The 20,594-nt window shown below is 73.5% G+C and carries 22 protein-coding genes; 15 read left to right on the plus strand and 7 right to left on the minus strand.

Going from position 1 to position 20,594, the window contains the following annotated elements; genetic code table 11:
• Positions 1-13 precede the first annotated feature (13 nt).
• From AB0H12_RS02220 to AB0H12_RS02230, 3 genes are all read left to right on the plus strand, one after another.
• Complete coding sequence (locus AB0H12_RS02220; protein WP_499620792.1) at positions 14-2,398, plus strand: glycoside hydrolase family 65 protein; 2,385 nt, start codon at positions 14-16, stop codon at positions 2,396-2,398.
• A gap of 334 nt (positions 2,399-2,732) precedes the next feature.
• Positions 2,733-2,897 carry a hypothetical protein gene (locus AB0H12_RS02225; RefSeq protein ID WP_499620171.1) on the plus strand — a complete coding sequence of 55 codons (165 nt, stop codon included), beginning with the start codon at positions 2,733-2,735 and terminating at the stop codon, positions 2,895-2,897.
• A 210-nt stretch (positions 2,898-3,107) separates the two neighbouring features.
• The gene (locus AB0H12_RS02230; protein ID WP_499620173.1) at positions 3,108-4,205 is read left to right on the plus strand and encodes an extracellular solute-binding protein; all 1,098 of its coding nucleotides are present in this window, start codon (positions 3,108-3,110) and stop codon (positions 4,203-4,205) included.
• 415 nt (positions 4,206-4,620) lie between these two features.
• On the opposite strand, the gene AB0H12_RS02235 is transcribed toward AB0H12_RS02230, so the two are convergent.
• The gene (locus AB0H12_RS02235) at positions 4,621-5,418 is read right to left on the minus strand and encodes a hypothetical protein (RefSeq protein ID WP_499620175.1); all 798 of its coding nucleotides are present in this window, start codon (positions 5,416-5,418) and stop codon (positions 4,621-4,623) included.
• A 62-nt stretch (positions 5,419-5,480) separates the two neighbouring features.
• On the opposite strand from AB0H12_RS02235, the gene AB0H12_RS02240 reads away from it, so the two are divergent.
• Entirely contained in the window at positions 5,481-5,990 is a 510-nt protein-coding gene (locus AB0H12_RS02240; protein WP_230570650.1) for a DUF2087 domain-containing protein, read from the plus strand.
• 84 nt (positions 5,991-6,074) lie between these two features.
• Here AB0H12_RS02240 and AB0H12_RS02245 read toward each other — a convergent pair whose 3' ends face one another.
• Complete coding sequence (locus AB0H12_RS02245) at positions 6,075-6,899, minus strand: aldo/keto reductase (protein WP_499620176.1); 825 nt, start codon at positions 6,897-6,899, stop codon at positions 6,075-6,077.
• Positions 6,900-6,974: 75 nt separating this feature from the next.
• On the opposite strand from AB0H12_RS02245, the gene AB0H12_RS02250 reads away from it, so the two are divergent.
• Positions 6,975-7,460: a winged helix-turn-helix domain-containing protein gene (locus AB0H12_RS02250; protein ID WP_499620178.1), complete on the plus strand. Its 486-nt coding sequence runs from the start codon at positions 6,975-6,977 to the stop codon at positions 7,458-7,460.
• On the opposite strand, the gene AB0H12_RS02255 is transcribed toward AB0H12_RS02250, so the two are convergent.
• Entirely contained in the window at positions 7,453-7,650 is a 198-nt protein-coding gene (locus AB0H12_RS02255; protein WP_499620180.1) for a hypothetical protein, read from the minus strand. The two genes, AB0H12_RS02250 and AB0H12_RS02255, sit on opposite strands and share 8 nt — an antisense overlap.
• A gap of 129 nt (positions 7,651-7,779) precedes the next feature.
• Complete coding sequence (locus tag AB0H12_RS02260; protein WP_499620182.1) at positions 7,780-8,187, minus strand: glycosyltransferase family 2 protein; 408 nt, start codon at positions 8,185-8,187, stop codon at positions 7,780-7,782.
• A 57-nt stretch (positions 8,188-8,244) separates the two neighbouring features.
• On the opposite strand from AB0H12_RS02260, the gene AB0H12_RS02265 reads away from it, so the two are divergent.
• From AB0H12_RS02265 to AB0H12_RS02290, 6 genes are all read left to right on the plus strand, one after another.
• Positions 8,245-9,171, plus strand: a complete 927-nt coding sequence (locus AB0H12_RS02265; protein ID WP_499620183.1) for an NAD-dependent epimerase/dehydratase family protein — start codon at positions 8,245-8,247, stop codon at positions 9,169-9,171.
• A 71-nt stretch (positions 9,172-9,242) separates the two neighbouring features.
• Positions 9,243-10,862, plus strand: a complete 1,620-nt coding sequence (locus AB0H12_RS02270; protein WP_499620185.1) for a carbamoyltransferase family protein — start codon at positions 9,243-9,245, stop codon at positions 10,860-10,862.
• On the plus strand, positions 10,859-12,112 hold the full coding sequence (locus AB0H12_RS02275) for a glycosyltransferase family 2 protein (protein WP_499620186.1): 1,254 nt from the start codon (positions 10,859-10,861) through the stop codon (positions 12,110-12,112). Before AB0H12_RS02270 ends, AB0H12_RS02275 begins: the two co-directional genes overlap by 4 nt.
• 2 nt (positions 12,113-12,114) lie before the next feature.
• The gene (locus AB0H12_RS02280; protein WP_499620794.1) at positions 12,115-12,999 is read left to right on the plus strand and encodes a glycosyltransferase family 9 protein; all 885 of its coding nucleotides are present in this window, start codon (positions 12,115-12,117) and stop codon (positions 12,997-12,999) included.
• On the plus strand, positions 12,957-14,246 hold the full coding sequence (locus AB0H12_RS02285; protein ID WP_499620187.1) for a UDP-glucose dehydrogenase family protein: 1,290 nt from the start codon (positions 12,957-12,959) through the stop codon (positions 14,244-14,246). Before AB0H12_RS02280 ends, AB0H12_RS02285 begins: the two co-directional genes overlap by 43 nt.
• 75 nt (positions 14,247-14,321) lie before the next feature.
• Positions 14,322-14,795 carry a VOC family protein gene (locus tag AB0H12_RS02290; protein WP_499620189.1) on the plus strand — a complete coding sequence of 158 codons (474 nt, stop codon included), beginning with the start codon at positions 14,322-14,324 and terminating at the stop codon, positions 14,793-14,795.
• Positions 14,796-14,799: 4 nt separating this feature from the next.
• Here AB0H12_RS02290 and AB0H12_RS02295 read toward each other — a convergent pair whose 3' ends face one another.
• Positions 14,800-15,504: an ABC transporter permease gene (locus AB0H12_RS02295; protein ID WP_499620190.1), complete on the minus strand. Its 705-nt coding sequence runs from the start codon at positions 15,502-15,504 to the stop codon at positions 14,800-14,802.
• Entirely contained in the window at positions 15,501-16,415 is a 915-nt protein-coding gene (locus AB0H12_RS02300; protein ID WP_499620191.1) for an ABC transporter ATP-binding protein, read from the minus strand. The genes AB0H12_RS02295 and AB0H12_RS02300 overlap by 4 nt, the downstream gene beginning before the upstream one ends.
• 106 nt (positions 16,416-16,521) lie before the next feature.
• Between AB0H12_RS02300 and AB0H12_RS02305 the strand changes: the two genes are divergently transcribed.
• A complete protein-coding gene (locus AB0H12_RS02305; RefSeq protein ID WP_499620192.1) occupies positions 16,522-17,661 on the plus strand; it encodes a sensor histidine kinase in 1,140 nt (379 codons plus the stop codon).
• Positions 17,658-18,260: a response regulator transcription factor gene (locus tag AB0H12_RS02310; RefSeq protein ID WP_230570639.1), complete on the plus strand. Its 603-nt coding sequence runs from the start codon at positions 17,658-17,660 to the stop codon at positions 18,258-18,260. Before AB0H12_RS02305 ends, AB0H12_RS02310 begins: the two co-directional genes overlap by 4 nt.
• Here the strand turns inward: AB0H12_RS02310 and AB0H12_RS02315 are convergent.
• The gene (locus tag AB0H12_RS02315) at positions 18,218-19,609 is read right to left on the minus strand and encodes an aldehyde dehydrogenase family protein (protein ID WP_499620795.1); all 1,392 of its coding nucleotides are present in this window, start codon (positions 19,607-19,609) and stop codon (positions 18,218-18,220) included. The two genes, AB0H12_RS02310 and AB0H12_RS02315, sit on opposite strands and share 43 nt — an antisense overlap.
• Before the next feature lie 70 nt (positions 19,610-19,679).
• Between AB0H12_RS02315 and AB0H12_RS02320 the strand changes: the two genes are divergently transcribed.
• The gene (locus AB0H12_RS02320; RefSeq protein ID WP_499620194.1) at positions 19,680-20,075 is read left to right on the plus strand and encodes a ChaB family protein; all 396 of its coding nucleotides are present in this window, start codon (positions 19,680-19,682) and stop codon (positions 20,073-20,075) included.
• 35 nt (positions 20,076-20,110) lie between these two features.
• The gene (locus AB0H12_RS02325) at positions 20,111-20,581 is read left to right on the plus strand and encodes a DUF1772 domain-containing protein (protein WP_499620196.1); all 471 of its coding nucleotides are present in this window, start codon (positions 20,111-20,113) and stop codon (positions 20,579-20,581) included.
• The last annotated feature ends 13 nt before the right edge of the window (positions 20,582-20,594 follow it).

Below are 20,594 nucleotides of genomic sequence, written 5' to 3' on the forward strand. Positions count from 1 at the left end.
GATCCACCCCTGGATGGTGCGCTGGGACGGCCTCGCGGTCGACCAGCTGCGCCGGACCGAGTCGGTGTTCGCGCTGTCCAACGGGCACCTCGGCATGCGCGGCACGCTGGACGAGGGCGAGCCGCGCGGGCTGCCCGGCACCTACCTCAACGGCTTCTACGAGGAGCACGCGCTGCCGTACGGCGAATCCGGCTACGGCTACCCCGAGGCCGGGGAGACCGTCGTCAACGTCACCGACGGCAAGGTGATCCGGCTGCTGGTCGAGGACGAGCCGCTGGACATGCGCTACGGCCGGGCGCACGCGCACCAGCGGGAGCTGGACTTCCGCACCGGCACGTTGCGCCGCTGCACGGAGTGGGAGTCGCCGACCGGCCGCCGGGTGACCGTGCGCACCGAACGGCTGGTGTCGCTCACGCAGCGGGCCGTCGCGGCGATCCACTACGAGGTCGTGCCGACCGAGGACCTGCAGCTGGTGGTGCAGTCGGACCTGCTGGCCAACGAGCCGGTCGAGAACGAGGGCGACGACCCCCGCGTGGCCGCGGCGCTGAACGAGCCGCTGGTCGCGGACTTCGCGCACGCCGAGGACTACCGAGCCGTGCTGGCGCACCACGCGCGCAACTCCGGGCTGCGGATGGCCGCCGCCATGGACCACGAGCTCGACGTCGAGGACGGTGTGCGCACGGAGATCCGCGCCGAGGGGGACCTGGCCCGCTTCACCGCGGCCGTGGACGTGCCGGCCGGCGGGCGGCTGCGGCTGGTGAAGTACCTGGGCTACGGCTGGTCCGCGCAACGGTCGGTGCCCGCGCTGCGCGCGCAGGTCGAGGCGGCGCTGGCGGGCGCGCGGCAGACCGGCTGGGAAGGGCTGCTGGCCGAGCAGCGGCGGTTCCTGGACGACTTCTGGGAGGTCGCGGACATCGAGCTGCACGGCGACGACGAGCTGCAGCAGGCGCTGCGGTTCGCGCTGTTCCACATCATGCAGGCGGCGGTGCGCGGCGAGACCAGGGCGATCCCCGGCAAGGGGCTGACCGGGCCGGGGTACGACGGGCACGCGTTCTGGGACACCGAGATGTTCGTGCTGCCCGTGCTGGCCTACACCGTGCCGGAGGCGGCGCGGGACGCGTTGCGGTGGCGGCACTCGACGTTGGACAAGGCGCGCGAGCGGGCCGGGGTGCTCGGCCAGCTCGGCGCGGCGTTCCCGTGGCGGTCGATCAGCGGCGCGGAGTGCTCGGCGTACTGGCCCGCGAGCACGGCCGCGTTCCACGTCAACGGCGATGTCGCGCACGCCGTGGCGCAGTACGTGAACGCCACCGGCGACCAGGCGTTCGAACGCGAGTGCGGCACGGAGATCCTGGCCGAGACGGCGCGGCTGTGGACGTCGCTGGGGCACCACGACCAGCACGGCGGGTTCCGCATCGACGGCGTGACCGGGCCGGACGAGTACTCGGCCGTGGCGGACAACAACGTCTACACCAACCTCATCGCGCAGAAGAACCTGCGCGGCGCGGCGGACGCGTGCGAGCGGTGCCCGGACGTGGCCGAGCGGCTCGAGGTCACCACCGACGAGGTGCGGGGCTGGCGCGAGGCCGCCGACAAGATGCTGGTCCCGTTCGACGAGCTGCTCGACGTGCACCAGCAGAACGAGGGGTTCACGTCGCACGCCGAGTGGGACTTCGAGGGCACCGACCCCGACGAGTACCCGTTGCTGCTCAACCGGCCGTACTTCGACCTGTACCGCAAGCAGGTGGTCAAGCAGGCGGACCTGGTGCTGGCCATGCACGTGCGCGGTGACGCGTTCACGCCCGCGCAGAAGGCCCGCAACTTCGCCTACTACGAGCAGCGGACGGTGCGCGACTCGTCGCTGTCGGCCGGCACGCAGGCGGTGCTGGCCGCCGAGGTCGGCGCGGTGCGGCTGGCCTACGACTACCTGGCCGAGGCGGCGTTCACCGATCTGCACGACTTGCACCGCAACGTCCACAACGGACTGCACATGGCGTCGCTCGCGGGCGCGTGGATCGCGCTGGTGGCCGGGTTCGGCGGCATGCGCGACCACGACGGCGAGCTGTCGTTCGCGCCTCGCCTGCCGCCGGGGCTGACCAGGATGGCGTTCCGCATGTCGTTCCGCGGCACCCGGCTCGCGGTGGAGGTCGAGGAGGGCTCGGTCACCTACCGGATCGTCGCGGGCGACACGCTGCGCGCGAGCCACCACGGCCAGCCGATCGCGGTGGAGCCGGGCGCGCCGGTCACGATGTCCACACCGGACCCGCCCGAGCCGCCCGAGCTGCGCCAGCCGCCGCACCGCGCGCCCGCCCGGAGGTCGCCCTCGGTCCGCGGGTCGTTCACAGTCGTTCCGGGGGGTCCCGGAACGGAAACCACGGCGTCGCAACAAGATCGACGATGAGGTGCCCGGCCGGACTCTTGGGGGGAGGGGAGCCCGGCCGGGACTTGTCAGGCGGCCTGCTGGGGGGCGGCAGCCGCCTACGGCCTCATCGTAGGGGCGGGTACCCCTGTTACCGGGGTCCAATCAGGGAATCCGATAGCGGCCACGTGATCCTCGTCATCACGGTGCCCGCACGACCGTTCACGCTCGCCCGGCAGGCCCGGTGACCAGCGCGGACGATCTCCGCACCACCAGGACGGCGGCGCGCTGCCCGCCGGTCCGCCCCGAGCGGTAGGTAACCCACAGGAGTGAGAGGGGCAGCGCCGCGGGCCGCGGCCGGACAGGATGCCCAAACGTGAGCTCAACACCGATCTACGACGAGTTGGCGGCCACGTACCTCGCCGACCTCATCCCCGCGCCCGGCGAGCCCGCCGGGCCGGAGCAACCGGACGGGCAGGCGCCCGCGCCCACCACCGGAGCACCCGACCGGCCGCAGCCACGCCCCCGACCGAAGGTCTGAACCACCTCCGATCTTGACATCGCCTCACGCAGCGGAGTAGGACGAGCGCAGCCCGTAAAGGTCGCCTACCCCGAAGGGTGGAGCGGAATGCGTGGACGAGCGCTGCTCCTGGCAGCGATCCTGTTCGCCGCCGGTGCGTGCAACGCAGAGCAGACTGAGACCCCCGACCAGGTGACACTGACCTGGTGGGACTACCTCAATCACTCCCCCATGGCGAACGAGGCCGTGGACAGCCTCCTCACCCGTTACCGGCAGGAGCACCCCGACGTGCGGATCGAGCGCACCTCCCTGCCCTACCCCGAGTTCCAGGCCAAGCTCGCCGAAGCTACCGCGTCCGGCGTGTTCCCCGACATCGCCGCGGTCGACTCCACCGACCTGCCGCGCCTGGCCGAGGGGAAAGCCCTGGCCGACCTCACCGACCGCTTCGACCGGTGGGACTTGGCGGACGAGTTCCTCGCGCCGGTGCGTGAGAGCGTCACCCACGGGGGACGCGTCCACGGCGTGCCGCTGCGCAGCACCACCACCGCGCTGGTCTACGACCGGGACCACTTCGCCTCGGCCGGCCTCACGGACCCGCCGACGACGTGGGAGGGGCTGCGGACCGCCGCGAAGGCCCTGACCACCGCCGACCGGGCCGGCCTGTGCTTCGGCGCGAAGGGCGACGACCTGACCGTCTCGTTCCTGCCGCTGCTGTGGCAGGCGGGCGGTGACGTCGACGGGATCGGCGACCAGGCCTCGCTCGACGCCCTCGCCCACCTGGACGGCCTGGTGAACACCGACCGCAGCACCCCGGCGGAGGCGCTCGGCTGGACGGACGCCGACGCGCGGCAGCGGTTCGCCGAGGGCCGGTGCGCGATGGCGATCACCGGGCCCGCCGCGATACCCGCCCTCAACCAGGCGGGGTTGGACTGGGCGGCGGCGCCGCTGCCCGACGGGGCGGCGGGCGGCGCGGGCCAGCTCGGCGGCGAGGCGTGGGTGATCGGCCGCAACGGTCGGGTCGACCGGGCGTGGGACGTGCTGGCGTGGCTGGCCGAGCACCCGGACAACGCCACCGAGTTCGGCGGCGGCCTCGGCGCGCTGCCCAACCGCGCGGACACCGTGGACGACCTGGCCTGGCAGTGGGATCCGAACGTGGCAGGCTTCACCGGACAGCTGCGGTCGGCGCGGACCCGCACCGCGTACGGCGCGAAGTACCCGGAGATCTCCCGAGCCCTCGCCACCATGGCCACGCGGGTGCTCACCGGGGAGCGCCGACCCGATCAGGCGACCGCGGAGGCCAGGGCGGAGATCGACCGGCTACTGCGCTAGTGCCGCGCCGGTGCAGGTGACACGCGGAGCCGCGACCCGTGACCCGCGGATTAGCCGTAATGCCGGAGCGTGTTGGGCGATATGCCCCGTAGGGGGAAGCGGTTGGCGGCGAGGATGAGCCGAACGGGCGCGGGTAACCCCAGGTCATGCGGAACGAGGCGGCCGTGCGTGAACGGCGGACAGGGAAGAAGGCCGGACAACGGCCCGAGGCAGGCGAACGCGGCTTCAGCCGGGCACAGCTGCTCGCGCTCGTGGTCGGCCTGCTCCAGGTCGTCACGGCCTCCATCCCGTTCCTCCCGATGGGCGACGGCGCCATCCACACCCTGTACGTGTGCACGGGCCTCGCCGGCGTCGCGCTCGCGTGGCATCACCTGCACGCGCGGTGCTACGGGGTCCTCCTGCTGCTGCTCTACGGTCAGATGTTCATCACCGACGCGGAGGACACCGGGGCCATGGGCCTGCCCACGTGGGAGACGCTCGCGTACGGCCGGGCCGCCCTGGCGGGCGTGGTGATCGCGCTGATCCCGGCGTTCAAGCGGCGGTAGTCGCCCGCGGTCATCGTGCCGTCCGGGTGGAAGCGCAGCTTGGCGTCGCCGCTGAGGGCGATCGACTCGAACATCGCGAGGTCGGACTTGGTGGTCGGCCGCCAGTACATGTGCGCGCCGTGGGTGACGCCCATGTCCATCGACATCATGGTCGCCACCGCCCGGTCGTACCGGCGGCGGCTCAGGTCCGCGCCACCGGAGGCGCGGATGTCGAACACGTCGTGGTCGCCGGTCAGGGGCCGCAGCCAGCCGCGCCGGTCGACACCGTGCACCACGCCGTCGCGCACGACGTACTCACCCCGTCGTTCGAACCGGTCCATCTTGTCGCGCAACGCCTCGAACTCGACGCGCCGCTGGTCGTACCGGCGCAGCAGCCGGTCGTGGAGGTCGTGGCGGGGTAACTCGGGCCGGAAGTAGCCGACGAGACCCCGGTGGCGGCGGGCCGCGCCCAGTCGGACGTCGAGGTCGTCGATGGTCTTGGCCTTCACCGCCTCGGGTTTGGGCAGCGCGCCCTCGCGCAACCACGCCACCGCGTGCGGGTTCGTGGCCCGCACGTCGATGACGAGGTCCTGCTCGGCGGCCACCTGCTGGAACTTGCGGGCGTTCTCGGTCGGCATGCCGAAAACCGACTCCACCGACGCCAGGGGGAAGAGGTGATCAGTGCGCACGGCTATTAAGGTCCGCCCGAAATGGGCGTGCACCAGACCGCGGGGTTCGGTTAGCTCGAAGCGTGACCCCTGATTCACTGATCGGACTGCTGGCCGAACCCGAGCGGTTGCGCGTGGCCGCCGCTCTGGTGCTCGGCGCCCGCACAACGGCGGACATCGCCGCGGCGACCGGGTTGGACGCTCGGCGGGTCGAGAACTCGTTGCGCCGGCTGCGGTCGGCCGGTCTCGTCGTGACCGACGGTTCGGGCTTGCGGTTGCGCGAGGAGCTGTTCAAAGAGGCCACCCGGGTCGAACAGGCGAACCGGGTCCAGGAGGACCCGTTCGTGCGAGATGGGCGGCTGGTGAAGCTCCCCGCGCAGCGCGGGCGCAGGCGGGCGGTGCTCGAACAGGTGAGCACCGCGTTCGAGCCGGGTAGACGGTACCCCGAGCGGGACGTCGTGGACGTGCTGAAGCGGTGGTGCGAGGGCGGTGAGGTCGACCACGTGACCGTGCGCCGGTACCTCGTGGACGAAGGACTGCTCAGCCGGGACGACGGCGTGTACTGGCGTACCGGCGGCCCGGTGAGCGTCTAGCGGTCGTCGACACCCGTGGCGTGATGTCTTTCGGACGTGTGGTCGTGTGTCGTTCGGTGGTGGGATCGTCGGGTGTCCGGCCGGTCAGCCGAAGGTGTCGGGATCGGGACCGGTGCGCTCGCCCCGGTCCAGTTCCCCGATCCGGCCCATGTCCTCGTCGTCGAGCTCGAAGTCGAACAGGGCGAAGTTCTCCGCGATCCGGCTCGGCGTCACGGACTTGGGGATGACCACGTTGTCCAGCTGCACGTGCCAGCGCAGCACGACCTGCGCGGGCGTGCGGCCGTGCTTGGCCGCGATCCCGGTGATGACCGGGTCGGACAGCAGCGCGCCCTGCGCCAGCGGGCTCCACGCCTCGGTCGCGATGCCCAGCCGGGCGTGGACGGCGCGCAGCTCCGCCTGCTGGAGCCGCGGGTGCAGCTCGACCTGGTTCACCGCGGGCACCGCGCCGGTCGCCTCCACGATCCGCTCCAGGTGCGCGGGCTGGAAGTTGGACACGCCGATCGCCCGCACCCGGCCGTCGGCGTGCAGCTTGGCCAGTGCGCGCCAGGTGTCGACGTACCGGTCCTGCTTGGGCGCGGGCCAGTGCACCAGGTACAGGTCGACCCGGTCGAGGCCGAGCCGCTCGGCGCTCGCGTCGAACGCGCGCAGGGCCTCGTCGTAGCCCTGGTCGGAGTTCCACAGCTTGGTGGTCACGAAGATCTCGTCGCGCGGCACGGGCGAGTCGGCGATGGCCCGGCCGACCTGCTCCTCGTTGCGGTAGGCGGCGGCCGTGTCGATGCTGCGGTAGCCGACCCGCAACGCCTCGGCCACCGCACCGGGGGTGTCCTCAATGGACACCTGGAACACGCCGAAACCGAGCTGCGGCATGGTGACGCCGTTGTTCAGGGTGATGGTCCTCATGGGCCTCATCATGCCCGCTGTCAACGCCTCCCACGTGCTGGAACGCGTTGACCTGCGGCACGCCCCACTGGTCCGATCACCACCGTGACGGCATTGTCCGAGGTGGCGGAGGTCGAGGTGAGGGTGGTCATCCGCGTCTCCGCGACCGGCACCCCGGTGGTGGACGCGGCGGGACGGCTGGCCGAGGCGCTGCGCGCGGCGCTCGACCTGCCGGCCGCGGACGTGGTGGTCGACCTGCCGGTCGCGCGGGTCGAGCCGGAGCTGCGGATCCTGGCCGACTCGCGCCGCGTGCTGCGCCGCGGCGTGGCCGTGGAGCTGACCCGGCTGGAGTTCGACCTGTTGCACCACCTGTGCGCGAACCCGCACCGGGTGCACCGGCGGACCGCGCTGATGGCGAGCGTGTGGGGCACGACGAGCACCGTGGACACCCGCACGGTGGACGTGCACGTGCGGCGGATCCGGCACAAGCTGGGCGAGGCGGCGTCGATCATCACGACCGTGCGCGGTGTCGGCTACCGGGTGGACCACGTCGGCGAGGTCGTCGTGGAGACCGAGACGCCGGTCAGCTGATGATCGCCACCCGTCGTTCCACCTCGCCGAGCACCACGCCGGCCGGGCGGCGCGGCCAGGCGGTGAGCAGGTCGTCGCGCAGCTCCACGCGCCGCCGCCAGGCCGACGGCAGCCGGGACGACGACGGCCGGTGGTGCGCCACGACGTCGTCCACGTAGCAGCACGCCCAGCCGGACGCGGCCACGTCCACGAGAACAGCCGTTCCTCCCTCGGCCGGAACAGCACGGAGTGGAACCCGCCGACGCCGAGGAACGCCGACCGCCGCACGATCGCGCCGCAGCACACGAACCCCAGCACGGACGGTCCGGGCAGGTCGTCCTCACCGTCCAGCGCCGACCGGGCCATCTCGGCGCACACCGGGTCCAGCCCGCCACCGGGCTCCACGATCGTGCGAGCCGCGATCAAGCCCAGCCCGGGTGTCGCGCGAACAGGTCCTCGGCACGCGGCAGGGCGTCGGACGCCCACCACGAGTCGTCGTCGCTGAACGCGACGTACGGGTGGTCGCGTGCCGCACGCCGCGGTTGCGCGCCAAGGCGCCCTCGTTGTGCCCCAAGGCCGGCAAGTCGACCTCGTCGAACCCCCGCCGTACGCGCGCCACCGTGTCGTCCGACGAGCCGTTGTCGACCACGACGACCGGCACGTCCAGCTCCCGGGGGCGGGCGAGCGTGGGCGCGAGGTCGTCCGCGCGGTCACGGGTCGCTGTCACCACCGTCGTTCGGGACACCACCGAGTGCTACCCCGGGAAGTGGTGGTTACCCATCGGCTCCACGGGTAGGCCCAGTTCATGGGATTCGAACGAGCGGTGGTGACGGGTGGGGCCGGGTTCCTCGGCTCGCACGTGTGCGAAGCGCTGCTCAAGCGCGGCACGCGGGTGGTGTGCGTCGACGACTTCCGCACCGGGTCGCCGGACAACCTGCCGGACGACCCGAGGCTGGGCGTGGTGGTCGAGGACGTGGCCAAACCGCTCGACCTGCTCGGCCACGTCGACCTGGTGATGCACCTGGCCTGCCCGGCGTCACCGGTCGACTACCTGCGCATGCCCGTCGACACGCTCAAGTCGGGCGGTTTCGGCACGCTGCACGCGCTGGAGCTGGCGCGGCGCAAGAACGCGCGGATCGTCATCGCCTCCACCAGCGAGGTGTACGGCGACCCGTTGGAGCACCCGCAGCGCGAGACGTACTGGGGCAACGTCAACCCGGTCGGCCCGCGCAGCGTCTACGACGAGGCCAAGCGCTTCGGCGAGGCGATGACCTCCGCGTTCCGCGGCGAGTACGGCGTGGACACCGGGATCGTCCGCATCTTCAACACCTACGGCGCCCGGATGCGGCCCGACGACGGCCGGATGATCCCGACGTTCGTGCGGCAGGCCCGCGCGGGAGAGCCGCTGACCGTGCACGGCGACGGCACGCAGACGCGGTCGCTGTGCCACGTGGACGACCTGGTGCGGGGCCTGCTGTCGATGGCGGAGTGCGACCACCCCGGTCCGGTGAACCTCGGCAACCCCGAGGAGGTCACCGTGCTGGAGGTGGCGCGCAAGGTCATCGAGCTGATCGGCAGCACGTCCACGATCGAGCACGTCGACGCGATGACCGACGACCCCCGCCGACGCCGCCCGGACATCTCGCTGGCCCGCCGGGTGCTGTGCTGGCAGCCGGAGATCGGGTTGGACGAGGGGCTGCGGCGGTCGTTTGACCGTCAACTCGTCGGGTAGTCGGACGACACCGGTCCGCGACGGTCGCACCGGGTCCGGTCCACACAGGAGTCGAGCGAAAGGGGAGAACCGTGCGGGTGCTCGGTGTCAACGCGGTCTTCCACGACCCCGCCGCCGCCCTCGTGGTGGACGGCGAGGTGGTGGCCGCCGCGGAGGAGGAACGGTTCTCGCGGCGCAAGCACGGCAAGCGGCCGGTGCCGTTCTCCGCGTGGGAACAGCCCGAGCAGGCGGCACGCTGGTGCCTGGAGCACGCCGGGCTGACGCCGGCCGACCTCGACGCCGTCGCCTACTCCTACGACCCGGACCTGGTCGAGCCGAACGACGTGCCGTGGGAGGACCTGCGCACCGAGTACGCCCGCCGCGCGCCGTACTTCCTGGCCACCGCGCTGCCGGGGCTGGACCCGGCGATCGTGCGGTTCGTGCCGCACCACGTGGCGCACGCCGCGTCGACGGGCCTGGCCGCGCCGTTCGACGGCGACTGCGCCGTGCTGGTCAACGACGGTCGTGGCGAGTGCCGCTCGCACCTGGCGGGCAGCTACCGCGACCACAAGCTGGAGACGTTGGCCGCGCAGCACCTGCCGCACTCGCTCGGCCTGCTCTACGAGGACCTGACCGAGCACCTCGGCTTCCTGCGCTCCAGCGACGAGTACAAGGTGATGGCGCTGGCCTCCTACGCCGAGCCCAAGCACCTGGACCTGCTGCGCGAGCACGTGCGCGCGACCGAGGACGGCGGGTTCGCGGTGACGCCGCTGGACTGGGCGACGCTGGCCAAGCGCCGCGACCCGGACGGCGAGGTGACGCGCGAGCACGCCGAGCTGGCGGCCAGCGTGCAGGTGCGCGTCGAGGAAGTGCTGTTGGACCTGGTCCGGTGGCTGCACGAGCGGACCGGGCAGAAGCGGCTGACCATGGCGGGCGGCGTGGCGCTCAACTGCGTGGCGAACACGCGGATCTTCGCCGAGGGGCCGTTCGACGAGGTGTGGGTGCAGCCGGCGGCCGGTGACGCCGGCACCGCGCTGGGTGCGGCGTTGCAGGTGGTCGCGGACGCGGGCGAGCCCGCCGGCCCGATGCCCGGCGCGGACCTCGGCCGGTCGTGGACCGACGCGCAGGTCGAGGACTACCTGCGCACCGCGAAGATCGCTTACGAGGAGCCGGACGACGTGGCCGTAGCGGTGGCCGAGGCGTTGGCCGACGACCAGGTGGTCGCCTGGTTCCAGGGTCGCAGCGAGTACGGGCCGCGGGCGTTGGGCCGCCGGTCGCTGCTCGCGCACCCCGGGCGGGCGGAGAACCTGGCCCGGCTCAACGAGGTGAAGGGGCGCGAGCAGTTCCGGCCGATCGCGCCGATGGTGCTGGCCGACCGCGCGGCCGAGCTGTTCGAACGGGGGCCGTTGCCGAGCCCGTACATGCTCTTCGTGCACGACGTGCGCCCGCAGTGGCGTGACCGGATCCCGGCGGTCGTGCACGTGGACGGCACCGCGCGCGTGCAGACCGTCGACCCGGGGGCAGAGCCGCTGATGGCTCGGGTGATCCGCGAGTTCGACCGGCGCACGGGCGTGCCCGTCGTGGTGAACACGAGCCTGAACACGGCCGGGCGGCCGATGGTGGACGACCCGCGCGACGCGCTGGAGTGCTTCGGCTCGGCGCCGGTCGACCTGCTGGCGATCGGCCGGTTCGTGGTGCGGCGGCGGCCGTGAGCGTCGACTACGCGGTGGTGATCCCCACCGTCGGCCGGGACAGCCTGCGCGTCGTGCTGGACGCGGTGGAGCACGGTGTCGGCCCGCCTCCGCGCGAGATCATCGTGGTGGACGACCGGCCCGAGGCCGGACCCCTGCCGCCGACGCACTCGGCGCGCGTGCTGCGTTCCGGCGGTCGCGGCCCGGCCGCCGCGCGCAACGCCGGGTGGCGTGCCGCGTGCTGCGAGTGGGTCGCGTTCCTGGACGACGACGTGGTGCCGCCGCGCGACTGGAAGCTGCGGCTGGCCGGGGACTTGGCGGGGCTGGGGCTGGACGTCGGCGCGTCGCAGGCGCGGATCGTCGTGCCGCTGCCCGAGGACCGCAGGCCGACCGACTGGGAGCGCGGCACGGCGGGCCTGGCCGACGCCCGGTGGATCACCGCGGACATGGCTTACCGGCGGGCGGCCTTGGTGCACGCGGGAGGGTTCGACGAACGGTTCCCGCGCGCGTACCGGGAGGACGCCGAGTTGGCGTTGCGCGTGCAGGCGCACGGGTACCGGATCGTGAACGGTGATCGGGTGACCACGCACCCCGTGCGCGAGGCGGGGTTCCTCGCCAGCCTGAAGCAGCAGCGGGGCAACGCGGACGACGCGTTGGTGCGGCGGTTGTTGGGGCCGCGGTGGCGTGAGCGGATCGGTGGCGCGCCCGGCAGGCTGCCCTGGCACGTGGCGACCACGGGGGCCGGTGGGGTGGCGGTCCTTTGCGGACTTCTCGGGTGGTGGAAGGCGGCGGTGGCGTTCGGCGGGGCGTGGGCCGGGTTGACCGGGTGGTTCGCCGCGCGGCGCATCGCGCCCGGGCCGCGGACCCGGGACGAGGTGGCGAGGATGGTCGTGACCAGCCTCGCGATCCCGCCGGCGGCGTGCTGGCACCGGCTGCGCGGCGAGGTGCGCCACCGGGCCGTGCCCGCTGCGGGAGGGCCGGGTCGGCGGGTCGTGCTGGTGGCCGACGCGCTGGATCGGCTGCGTTCGCGGGTCGAGACGAGGGCGGCGGCGAGCAGGACGGGCACGCGGACGACGCGCGGGTCCGCGGCCTCGCCGCGCGGGTCCGGGTCGGCAGACGGGCGCCGGGCGGCAGGCAGGTCTGCGGCGGCGGAGGGATCCGGGACCACAGTCAGGCGCAGGACAGCAGGCGGGCCCGGGGTGTCCGCACCAGCGGCCGGGGCGGCGCGTGAGGCCGGGATCGATCCCGGGTCCGGGACGGTGCGGTCGTGAGGATGCTCGTGTTGCGCGCGCTCGGGCTCGGCGACCTGCTGACGGCCGTCCCCGCGCTGCGCGGGTTGCGCCGCGCGCACCCCGACGCCGAGATCACCCTGGCCGCGCCGGGCTGGCTGGCCGACGCGGTGGCCCGGATCGACGCGGTCGACCGGCTGCTGCCCACCGAAGGGCTCGTGCCCATCGACTACGCCTCGCCGGACCTGGCGGTCAACCTGCACGGACGCGGGCCCCAGAGCACCGAGCTGCTCCGCGCCACCCACCCCGCCCGGCTGATCACGCACGGGGTGCACGTGCCGTGGCCCCGGCACCAGCACGAGGTGCTGCGGTGGTGCCGGCTGCTGGCGCAGTTCGGCATCGCCTGCGACCCGGCCGACCTGCGCCTGCCGCCGTTGCCGCGCCACGACGCGATCGTCGTGCACCCCGGCGCGAGCCACGCCGCCCGGCGTTGGCCGGCCGACCGGTTCGCGGCGGTGGCGCGGGCGTTGGGCCCGGACGTGGTGGTGACCGGGAGCCCCGCCGAAGAGCCGCTGGTCCGCGCGGTCGCGCCGGGGCGGACGCGGATCGGGGACCTGGCGGGGTTGCTCGACCTGGCGGCCGGCGCGCGACTCGTCGTCTGCGGCGACACCGGCGTGGCGCACGTCGCCACCGCCTACGGCACCCCGTCCGTGGTGCTGTTCGGGCCGGTGCCGCCGGCCGAGTGGGGGCCGAGGTCGGGGCCCCACCGCGTGCTGTGGCACGGCACGACCGGCGACACGTTCGCCGACCGACCCGACCCGGGGCTGCTCGGGATCACCGTGGACGAGGTGTTGGACGCCGCGCGATCGCTACTGGGAGGTGGACCGTGGCCAGGATCGGCGTCATCGGCGCGGGCTATGTCGGGTTGACCTCCGCGGCGTGCTTCGGGCGGCTCGGGCACACCGTGGTGTGCGCGGACGTGGACGAGGCGAAGGTGGCGGCGCTCGGCCGGGCCGAGATCGGCGCGCACGAGCCGGGGCTGGCGGACCTGGTCGCGGAGGGGTTGCGGGCCGGGCGGCTGCGGTTCGTGCCCGGCAACGCCGACGCGCTGTCCGATGTGGACTTCGTGTTCCTCTGCGTGCCGACGCCGACCGGCGCGGACGGCGCGGCCGACCTCACCGCGGTGCACGCGGTGCTGCGCGAGGCCCGGGACGCGGTCCGGCCCGGCTGCGTCCTGGTGATCAAGTCGACGGTGCCCGCCGGCACGACCGAGCGGGTGGCGGAGCTGGTGGGCCGGCCGGACGTGCAGGTGGTGTCCAACCCGGAGTTCCTGCGCGAGGGGCACGCGGTGGACGACTTCCTGCGACCCCAACGGGTCGTGGTCGGGTCGGAAGCGGAGGACGCGGCACGGCGGGTGGTCGCGCTGTACGCGGGCACCGGCGCGCCGGCGCTGGTCACCGGCAGCGCGAGCGCCGAGCTGGTGAAGTACGCGAGCAACTGCTTCCTGGCGATGAAGCTGTCCTACGTCAACAGCCTGGCCGAGCTGTGCGAGCGGGTCGGCGCGGACATCGGCGACGTGACCGAGGGCATGCGGCTGGACGACCGGATCGGGTCGTCGTTCCTGGAGCCGGGTCCGGGCTGGGGTGGTTCGTGCTTCCCCAAGGACACCAGGGCGCTGCTGTCCACGGCCGAGGACGCGCGGGTCGACTTCCCACTCCTGCGCGCGACCATCGGCACGAACGGCCACCAGGCGCACCGCGTGGTCGCGATGGTGCGCGAGGCGGTGGGCGGCGCGTTGGCCGGCGTGCGGCTCGGGCTGCTCGGGCTGACGTTCAAGGCCGGCACCGACGACCTGCGCGACTCGCCCGCCCTGGCGGTGGCCTCGCTGCTGGCGGCGGAGGGCGCGCGGCTGACCGGCTACGACCCGTGCGTCGCGGAGGACTGCGGTCCGGTGCGGGTGCTCGACTCGGCCGAGGCGGTGGCCGAGGGCGCGGACGGGCTGGTGGTGCTGACCGAGTGGCCCGAGTTCGCGGAGCTGGACTGGCCGAACCTGGCCGCCGCGATGACCCGTCCGGTCATCGTGGACACCCGCAACCTGCTGCCGGCCGAGAAGGTGGCCGAGGCGGGGTTCCACCTGGTCTCGCTGGGCCGGCGACACCCCGGACCGACCCGGTAGGACCGGACCTGACCTACATCGTCACTACCGTCGTCCTCGTCGGAGAACCGCCACGCGGAACGAGGAGACGATCAAGTGAACGTTGTGCCCGACGGCTACCACACCGTGACGCCCTGGATCATCACCGCAGGTCACACGGCCGAACTGATCGACTTCACGGTCGCCGTCCTCGACGCCGTCGAACTGGGCCGCGTGGAGGTCGACGGGGTGATCGGCCACGCCGAGGTCCGCGTCGGCGACTCGGTGGTGATGATGTTCGACACGCCGGGGTGGCCGGCCACCCCGGCGTTCCTGCGGCTCTACGTCGCCGATGACGCCGAGGTGCTGCGGCGGGCCGTCGCCCGCGGCTCGGTCGTGGTGACCGAGCCGACCGAGCTGTTCTGGGGCGACCGGGTGAGCCGCCTGCGCGACCCGTTCGGGAACCTGTGGTGGGTCCACCAGCGCGTCGCGGAGCCGACCCCGGACGAGCTGGCGGCCCGGATGGTCGACCCCGCGTTCGTCGCGGCGATGGAGTACGTCCAGAGCACGGACTTCTCCCCCGTCGGCTGACGGCCTACCCGCGCGGGTCCCAGCGGAAGAAGCGGGCGGCCAGGGCGGTGGCGGCGACCGTCCACAGCGCCACGGACAGCGCCGCGGGGCCGATCTGGTCGGCCGGTCCGCCCCACGCCGCGCCGACCAGCGTGCCGAGGCCGGTGCCCGGCACCAGGAACACCGGCAGCTCCAGGTTGCCGTTCGACCCGAACAGCCCTCCGATGATCAGGGCGAAGAAGAACGGCGCCGTGGTGATCTGGGCGAGTTCCGCCGTGCCGGTGACGCCACTGGTGCACACGCCCGCCGCGCAGCTGAGCGCCACGCCGCCGACCATGGCGAGCACCAGCAGCTCGGGCCGGGCGGGCATCGGCGCGCCCGCCGCCACGCTGATGCCCAGCAGCACGAACGCCTGCGCGAGGCCGAGCACCACCACCGGCAGCAGGACGCCGGTCAGCACGACGACGTCCGACGCCGCGCCCGTCCGCAGCCGCTTCAGGTAGAGGTCCTGCCTGCGGGCGGTCAACGACGTCGTCACCGTCACGTACACGGTGAACCCGAACGAGAACAGCAGTTGGAGCGTGACGACCATCGTCCAGCCGGACTGCTCGCCGTCCATCGTCAGCGCGAAGTAGACACCCGTCGCCAGCGGCATCAGCACGGCCAACGCGGCGGCGGTCCGGTTGCGCAGCAAGAGCTTCAGCTCGGCCACGCCCAGTGCGGCGATCATGCGGCCACTACCTCCTTGCCCGTCCGGGCACTGTGGAACACGTCCTCCAGCGACGCGTGGTGCGCGCGGATCCGGCCCAACCTCAGGCCCTCCCGCCGCGCCCACGCCAGCAGCTCCGCCATGTCGTCCTGCAGCTCGCCGGTGCGCACCTCGACCCGGCCGGTCGGCCGGTGCACCACGTCGCCGGACAACATCGGCAACGCGCCCACGTCGAGCCGGTCCGGCAGGTCGAACTCGATGCGCGCCGGCTGGGCGGCGAGCACGTCCACCAGCGCGCCGGACACCGCGACGAGGCCCTCGTGCAGGATCGCGAGCCGGTGCGCGAGCGACTCGGCTTCCTCCAGGTAGTGCGTGGTCAGCACCACGGTCGTGCCCTCGGCCAGCAGCCCGCGCACCACCTCCCACGTCCGCTGCCGCGACTCGGGGTCCAACCCGGTCGTCGGCTCGTCCAGGAACAGCAGCTCCGGCCGGCCGAGCACGGCCAGCGCGAGGTCGAGCCGCCGCCGCTCGCCGCCGGACAGCTGCTTGATCCGCACGTCGCGCCGGTGCGCCAGGTCCAGCCGCTCGAGCACGTCCTCGGTGGCGCGCCGACCGCTCGTGACGCCCCACAGGGCCACCATCTCGCGCGCGGTCAGGTCGGCCGGGAACCCGCTGTCCTGCAACATGATCCCGGTGCGCGAGCGCAACGCCGCCCGTTCCCGGAACGGGTCGAGCCCCAGCACCCGCACGGTGCCGCCGAACGGGGCGCGCAGCCCTTCCAACGTCTCCATGGTCGTGGTCTTGCCCGCGCCGTTGGTGCCCAGGAGCGCGAACAACTCACCCCGCCGAACCTCGAAGTCCACCCCTCGCACGGCTTCGAAGTCACCGTAGCGGCACCTGAGGTCCGCCACGTCGATCACCGTTTCTCCCATGCCACCATCGTGGTCGCGGGCACGGGCGGCACCCAGTGCCGACGCGCACCGGTCCGTGTGACAGATGTCAGCAGACACCGGTGGGATCCGGCCGTAGATTCAGCTCGTGACTCCTCTGAACAGGCTCCGCCGCTACACGTGGTGGACGGTCGTGGCGGGCGGCACGGTCGCCGGCCTCGGCACGGTGGCCGACCTGTTCGCGCACCACCGCGGCGTGCTCCAGTCGGTGCTGCTGGCGTCGGCCGTGGCCGTGGTGATCGTCCAGCACACCCGGTACATGCGGCAGGCCATGCTCGGGCTCGGCCGCGGCGACGGCCCGCCGTGGGAGCACGCGGCGACGTTCGCGGTGGCGCTGGTGGCGTGGGCGGTGACGAGCGGCACCGGTGGTTTCATGCCCGCCTGGGCCATGCTGCCCGCCCTGGTGGTCGCGCACGTGGGCGCGATCCTGCCGTCGCGCAGCCGCTGGCCGGTGGTGACCGTGATGGCGGTGCTGTCGATCGCGGTCGGCGGGCTGTTCGGCGGTGACGACGCCTGGCCGGCGATGCTCATGGCCGGGGTGATGGTCGTCGCGCTGGTGTTCGCCGACCTGGCCCAGCTGTGGATCTGGGACATGGCGGTGCAGCAGGAGCAGACCCGCAAGACCGCCGAGGCGCTGGCCGTGGCCGAGGAGCGGCTGCGGTTCGCCGCCGACCTGCACGACATCCAGGGCCACCACCTGCAGGCCATCGCGCTGAAGGGCGAGCTGGCGCAGCGGCTGATCGGCCGGGACGACGAGCTGGCCAGGCAGCACGCGGGCGAGGTGGCGGAGCTGGCGCGGACGGCGCTGAAGGAGACCCGCGAGGTGGTGCAGGGCTACCGGCGGGCGAGCCTGGGCACGGAGATCACGAACGCGGTGGGCGTGCTGCGGGCGGCGGGCATCGAGACCACGGTCTCCGGTGACGCGGCCGGCGTGCCGCCGCCGTTGCAGCCGCTGTTCGGGGCGCTGGTGCGGGAGGGCACGACGAACGTGCTGCGGCACAGCCGGGCACGGCGCTGCGCCGTGCTGATCGAGGTGGTCGACGGGCAGGTGTGCGTGCGGCTGCGCAACGACGGCGTGTCGGCCGACTTCCCGGGCACGGAGGACGAGGGCGGCGCGGGGCTGGCCGGGCTGCGCGAGCGGTTCGCCGCCGTCGGCGGGCGCGTCGACGTCGGTCCGGCGGGTCCGGACGGGTTCGAGCTGGTCGGGAAGGCGGGGGTGGGCCGGTGATCCGCGTGGTGCTGGCCGACGACGAGGACCTGATCCGGGGCGCGCTGGCGGCGTTGCTGGAGCTGGAGGACGACATCTCGGTGGTCGCGCAGGCCAGCGACGGCGACGCGGCGGTCGCGGCGGTGCGGGCGCACAGGCCCGACATCGCGGTGTTCGACCTGGAGATGCCGCGGCGGGACGGCGTGCTCGCGGCGGAGGCGGTGCGCGGGCTGGACGGTGTCGCGGTGGTGATCGTGACCCGGCACGCGCGGCCGGGCGTGCTGCGGCGGGCGTTGAGCGCGGGTGTGCGCGGGTTCGTGCCCAAGACGACGCCGGCCGCGCAGCTCGCCTCGATCCTGCGCGACGTGCACGCCGGCCGGCGTTACGTCGACTCCGAGATCGCCGCCGCCGCGCTGACCGAGGGCGTGTGCCCGTTGACCGCGCGGGAGCTGGACGTGCTGCGGTACGCGCTCCAGGGCGGCACGGTGGCCACGATCGCCGGTGAGGCCCACCTGGCGGCGGGCACGGTGCGCAACTACCTGTCGTCGGCGATGACGAAGCTCGGTGTGGCCACCCGCTACGAAGCCGCCCGGCTGGCCTGGGACGAGGGCTGGATCTGAGCCTGCCCGAGGTGCACGACCTTCACCGTCGTCATCTCGTCCAGCAGCTCGGGACCGTAGCCGAACCCGGTGCCGGACAGCCGGCGCGGCTGGGCCGCGCCGCCGGGAGCACCGCCGAACACCGCGTTGACCTTCACCGTGCCGACGGGCAGCGCCCGCCACGCGTGCTGCGCGTGGGCCATGGACCCGGTGAGCACGGTCGCGGCCAGGCCGTGCTCGTCCACGCACGCCTCGGCCAGGCCCTCCTCGAACGACGGCACCACGCGCACGGGCGCGACCGGGCCGAACGTCTCCTCCCTCATCACGCGCATGTCCGGCGTGCAGCGGTCGAGCACGGTGGCCGGGTAGTACGCGCCCTCGCGGTCCGGGATCTCGCCGCCGACCAGCGGTTGCGCGCCGTCCGCCACCGCCTCGGCGACGTGCGCGTGCACGTGCTCCCGCATCCGGAGGTCCACCAGGGGCTGCGGGTCGGCGTTCCACCGCCGGGCCTGTTCGCACAGCGCGGCCAGGAACCCGTCGGCCACGGCCTGGTGCACGAAGATCCGTTCCACGGAGGTGCACAGCTGGCCCGCGTTGGTGAACGCGCCGATCGCGGCCTGCTCTGCGGCCCAGACCGGGTCCACGTCGGCGTCGACCAGCAGCGGGTCGTTGCCGCCGTTCTCCAGCAGCGCCTTCGTCCCGGTCCGGGCGCACGCGGCGGCGATCGAGCGGCCGGTCGCCGTGCCGCCGACGTGCGCGACGACGTCCACGTGCGGTGACGCGGCCAGCGCCGCGCCCACCGAGGCGTCGCCGGTGAGGCTCTGGAGCACGCCCGGCGGGAAGTGGTCGACCATGAGCTGCGCGAGCAGCACGCCCGTGTGCGGGCAGCGTTCGCTCGGCTTGTGCACGACCGTGTTGCCGGTCACCAGGGCCGCGCCGAGCAGGCCGCAGGACACGGCGACCGGGTCGTTCCACGGTGTCAGCGCGACGACCACGCCGCGCGGTTCCGGGATCATGAAGTCGGCCGCGTCGGGGGAGCCCTGGAGCGACCGGCCGCGGTGGACCGGACCCAGTTCGGCGTACTGCTCCAACGTGGACACGCCGGCCAGCACACCGTCCCGTGCGGACGTGAACGGGCGGCCGGTCTCGGAGCTCAGGACGTTCGCCAGGTCCGCCGCGTGCTCCCGGATCGCCTGGGCGGCGGCTTTCAGCGCGGTTCCCCGTTCGGCGGCGGGTGTGGCCGCCCAGCCGGGTTGCGCCTCGCGCGCGGTGAGCACCGAGCCCGCCACGTCCTCGTCCGTGGCGGTGGGCAGCCAGCCGATCAGCTGACCGTCGACCGGGCTGTGGACGTCGAGTGCGTCGGCACGCATGTCCGTCATGGCCTCCGGGTACCCAGGTGCCCGAGGTGAAACCCGAGGCGAAGCCCCGAGGAGGACAGCCATGCCCGGACGTGAGGAGTTGCCGAGCACGATCGCCCGCTCGCCGAAGAAGGCGCAGCGGACGTGGATCAAGGCGCACGACTCGGCCGTGCAGACGTACGGCGAGGGCCAGCGCTCGCACCGGACCGCCTTCGCCGCGTTGAAGCACTCGTTCGAGAAGGTCGGCGACCACTGGGAGCCCAAGGACCGCAAGGGCCCGTCCGACGAGCAGGCCGCGCGCAGCACGCCGAAGCAGGGCCGGACGGCGGGCGGCGTGGACGCCAACGCGAGCAAGCAGCACCTCTACGACCTGGCCAAGAAGCTGGACGTGCCGGGCCGGTCGAGCATGACCAAGCAGCAGCTGGTGGAGGCGATCGGCAAGGCGAACAACCGCAAGACCGCCAAGGCCCGCTCGTAGTCCGGTCGCGGCACGCCCGGTCGTAGGATCGGCGGATGGGATTCCAGATGCCGTGGGCCGCGATCGCGCGACTCGGTCAGGCCCACTGGTTCTTCGGCAACGTCTACGAGGCGGTGGTGGACGTGCCCCGGCTCCTCGTGGACGCCCGACCGAACCGGGCGCCGGGGCTCCTGGCGGCCGGGAGCCCCGTCCGCTACTACGTGCCGGCGGCACCGGTGACGCTGGCGGCCACGGCGGTGGCCTTGGCGCGCTCCGGCGGCGACCGGCGGGCCGTCGCCGCGGCGACGGCCGGCACGCTGGTGGCCGCGGCGCTCACGGGCTACCTGGTCAGGACCGTCAACCTGCGCCTGCTGCGCGACGACGAACCGCTGACCGACGAGGACCGCCGCCGGCTGACGACCACCTGGCACCGCGGCAACCTGCTCCGCCTCCTGGCCCTGGCGGTGGCCGCCTCCGCGACGCGCCGCGCCACCCGGGCCGACCGGGGCTCCACCCGAGAGGCCTGACGTCCACCTGGCC

This window comes from Actinosynnema sp. NPDC023794, from assembly GCF_040639675.1.
GTDB lineage: Bacteria > Actinomycetota > Actinomycetes > Mycobacteriales > Pseudonocardiaceae > Actinosynnema > Actinosynnema luteola.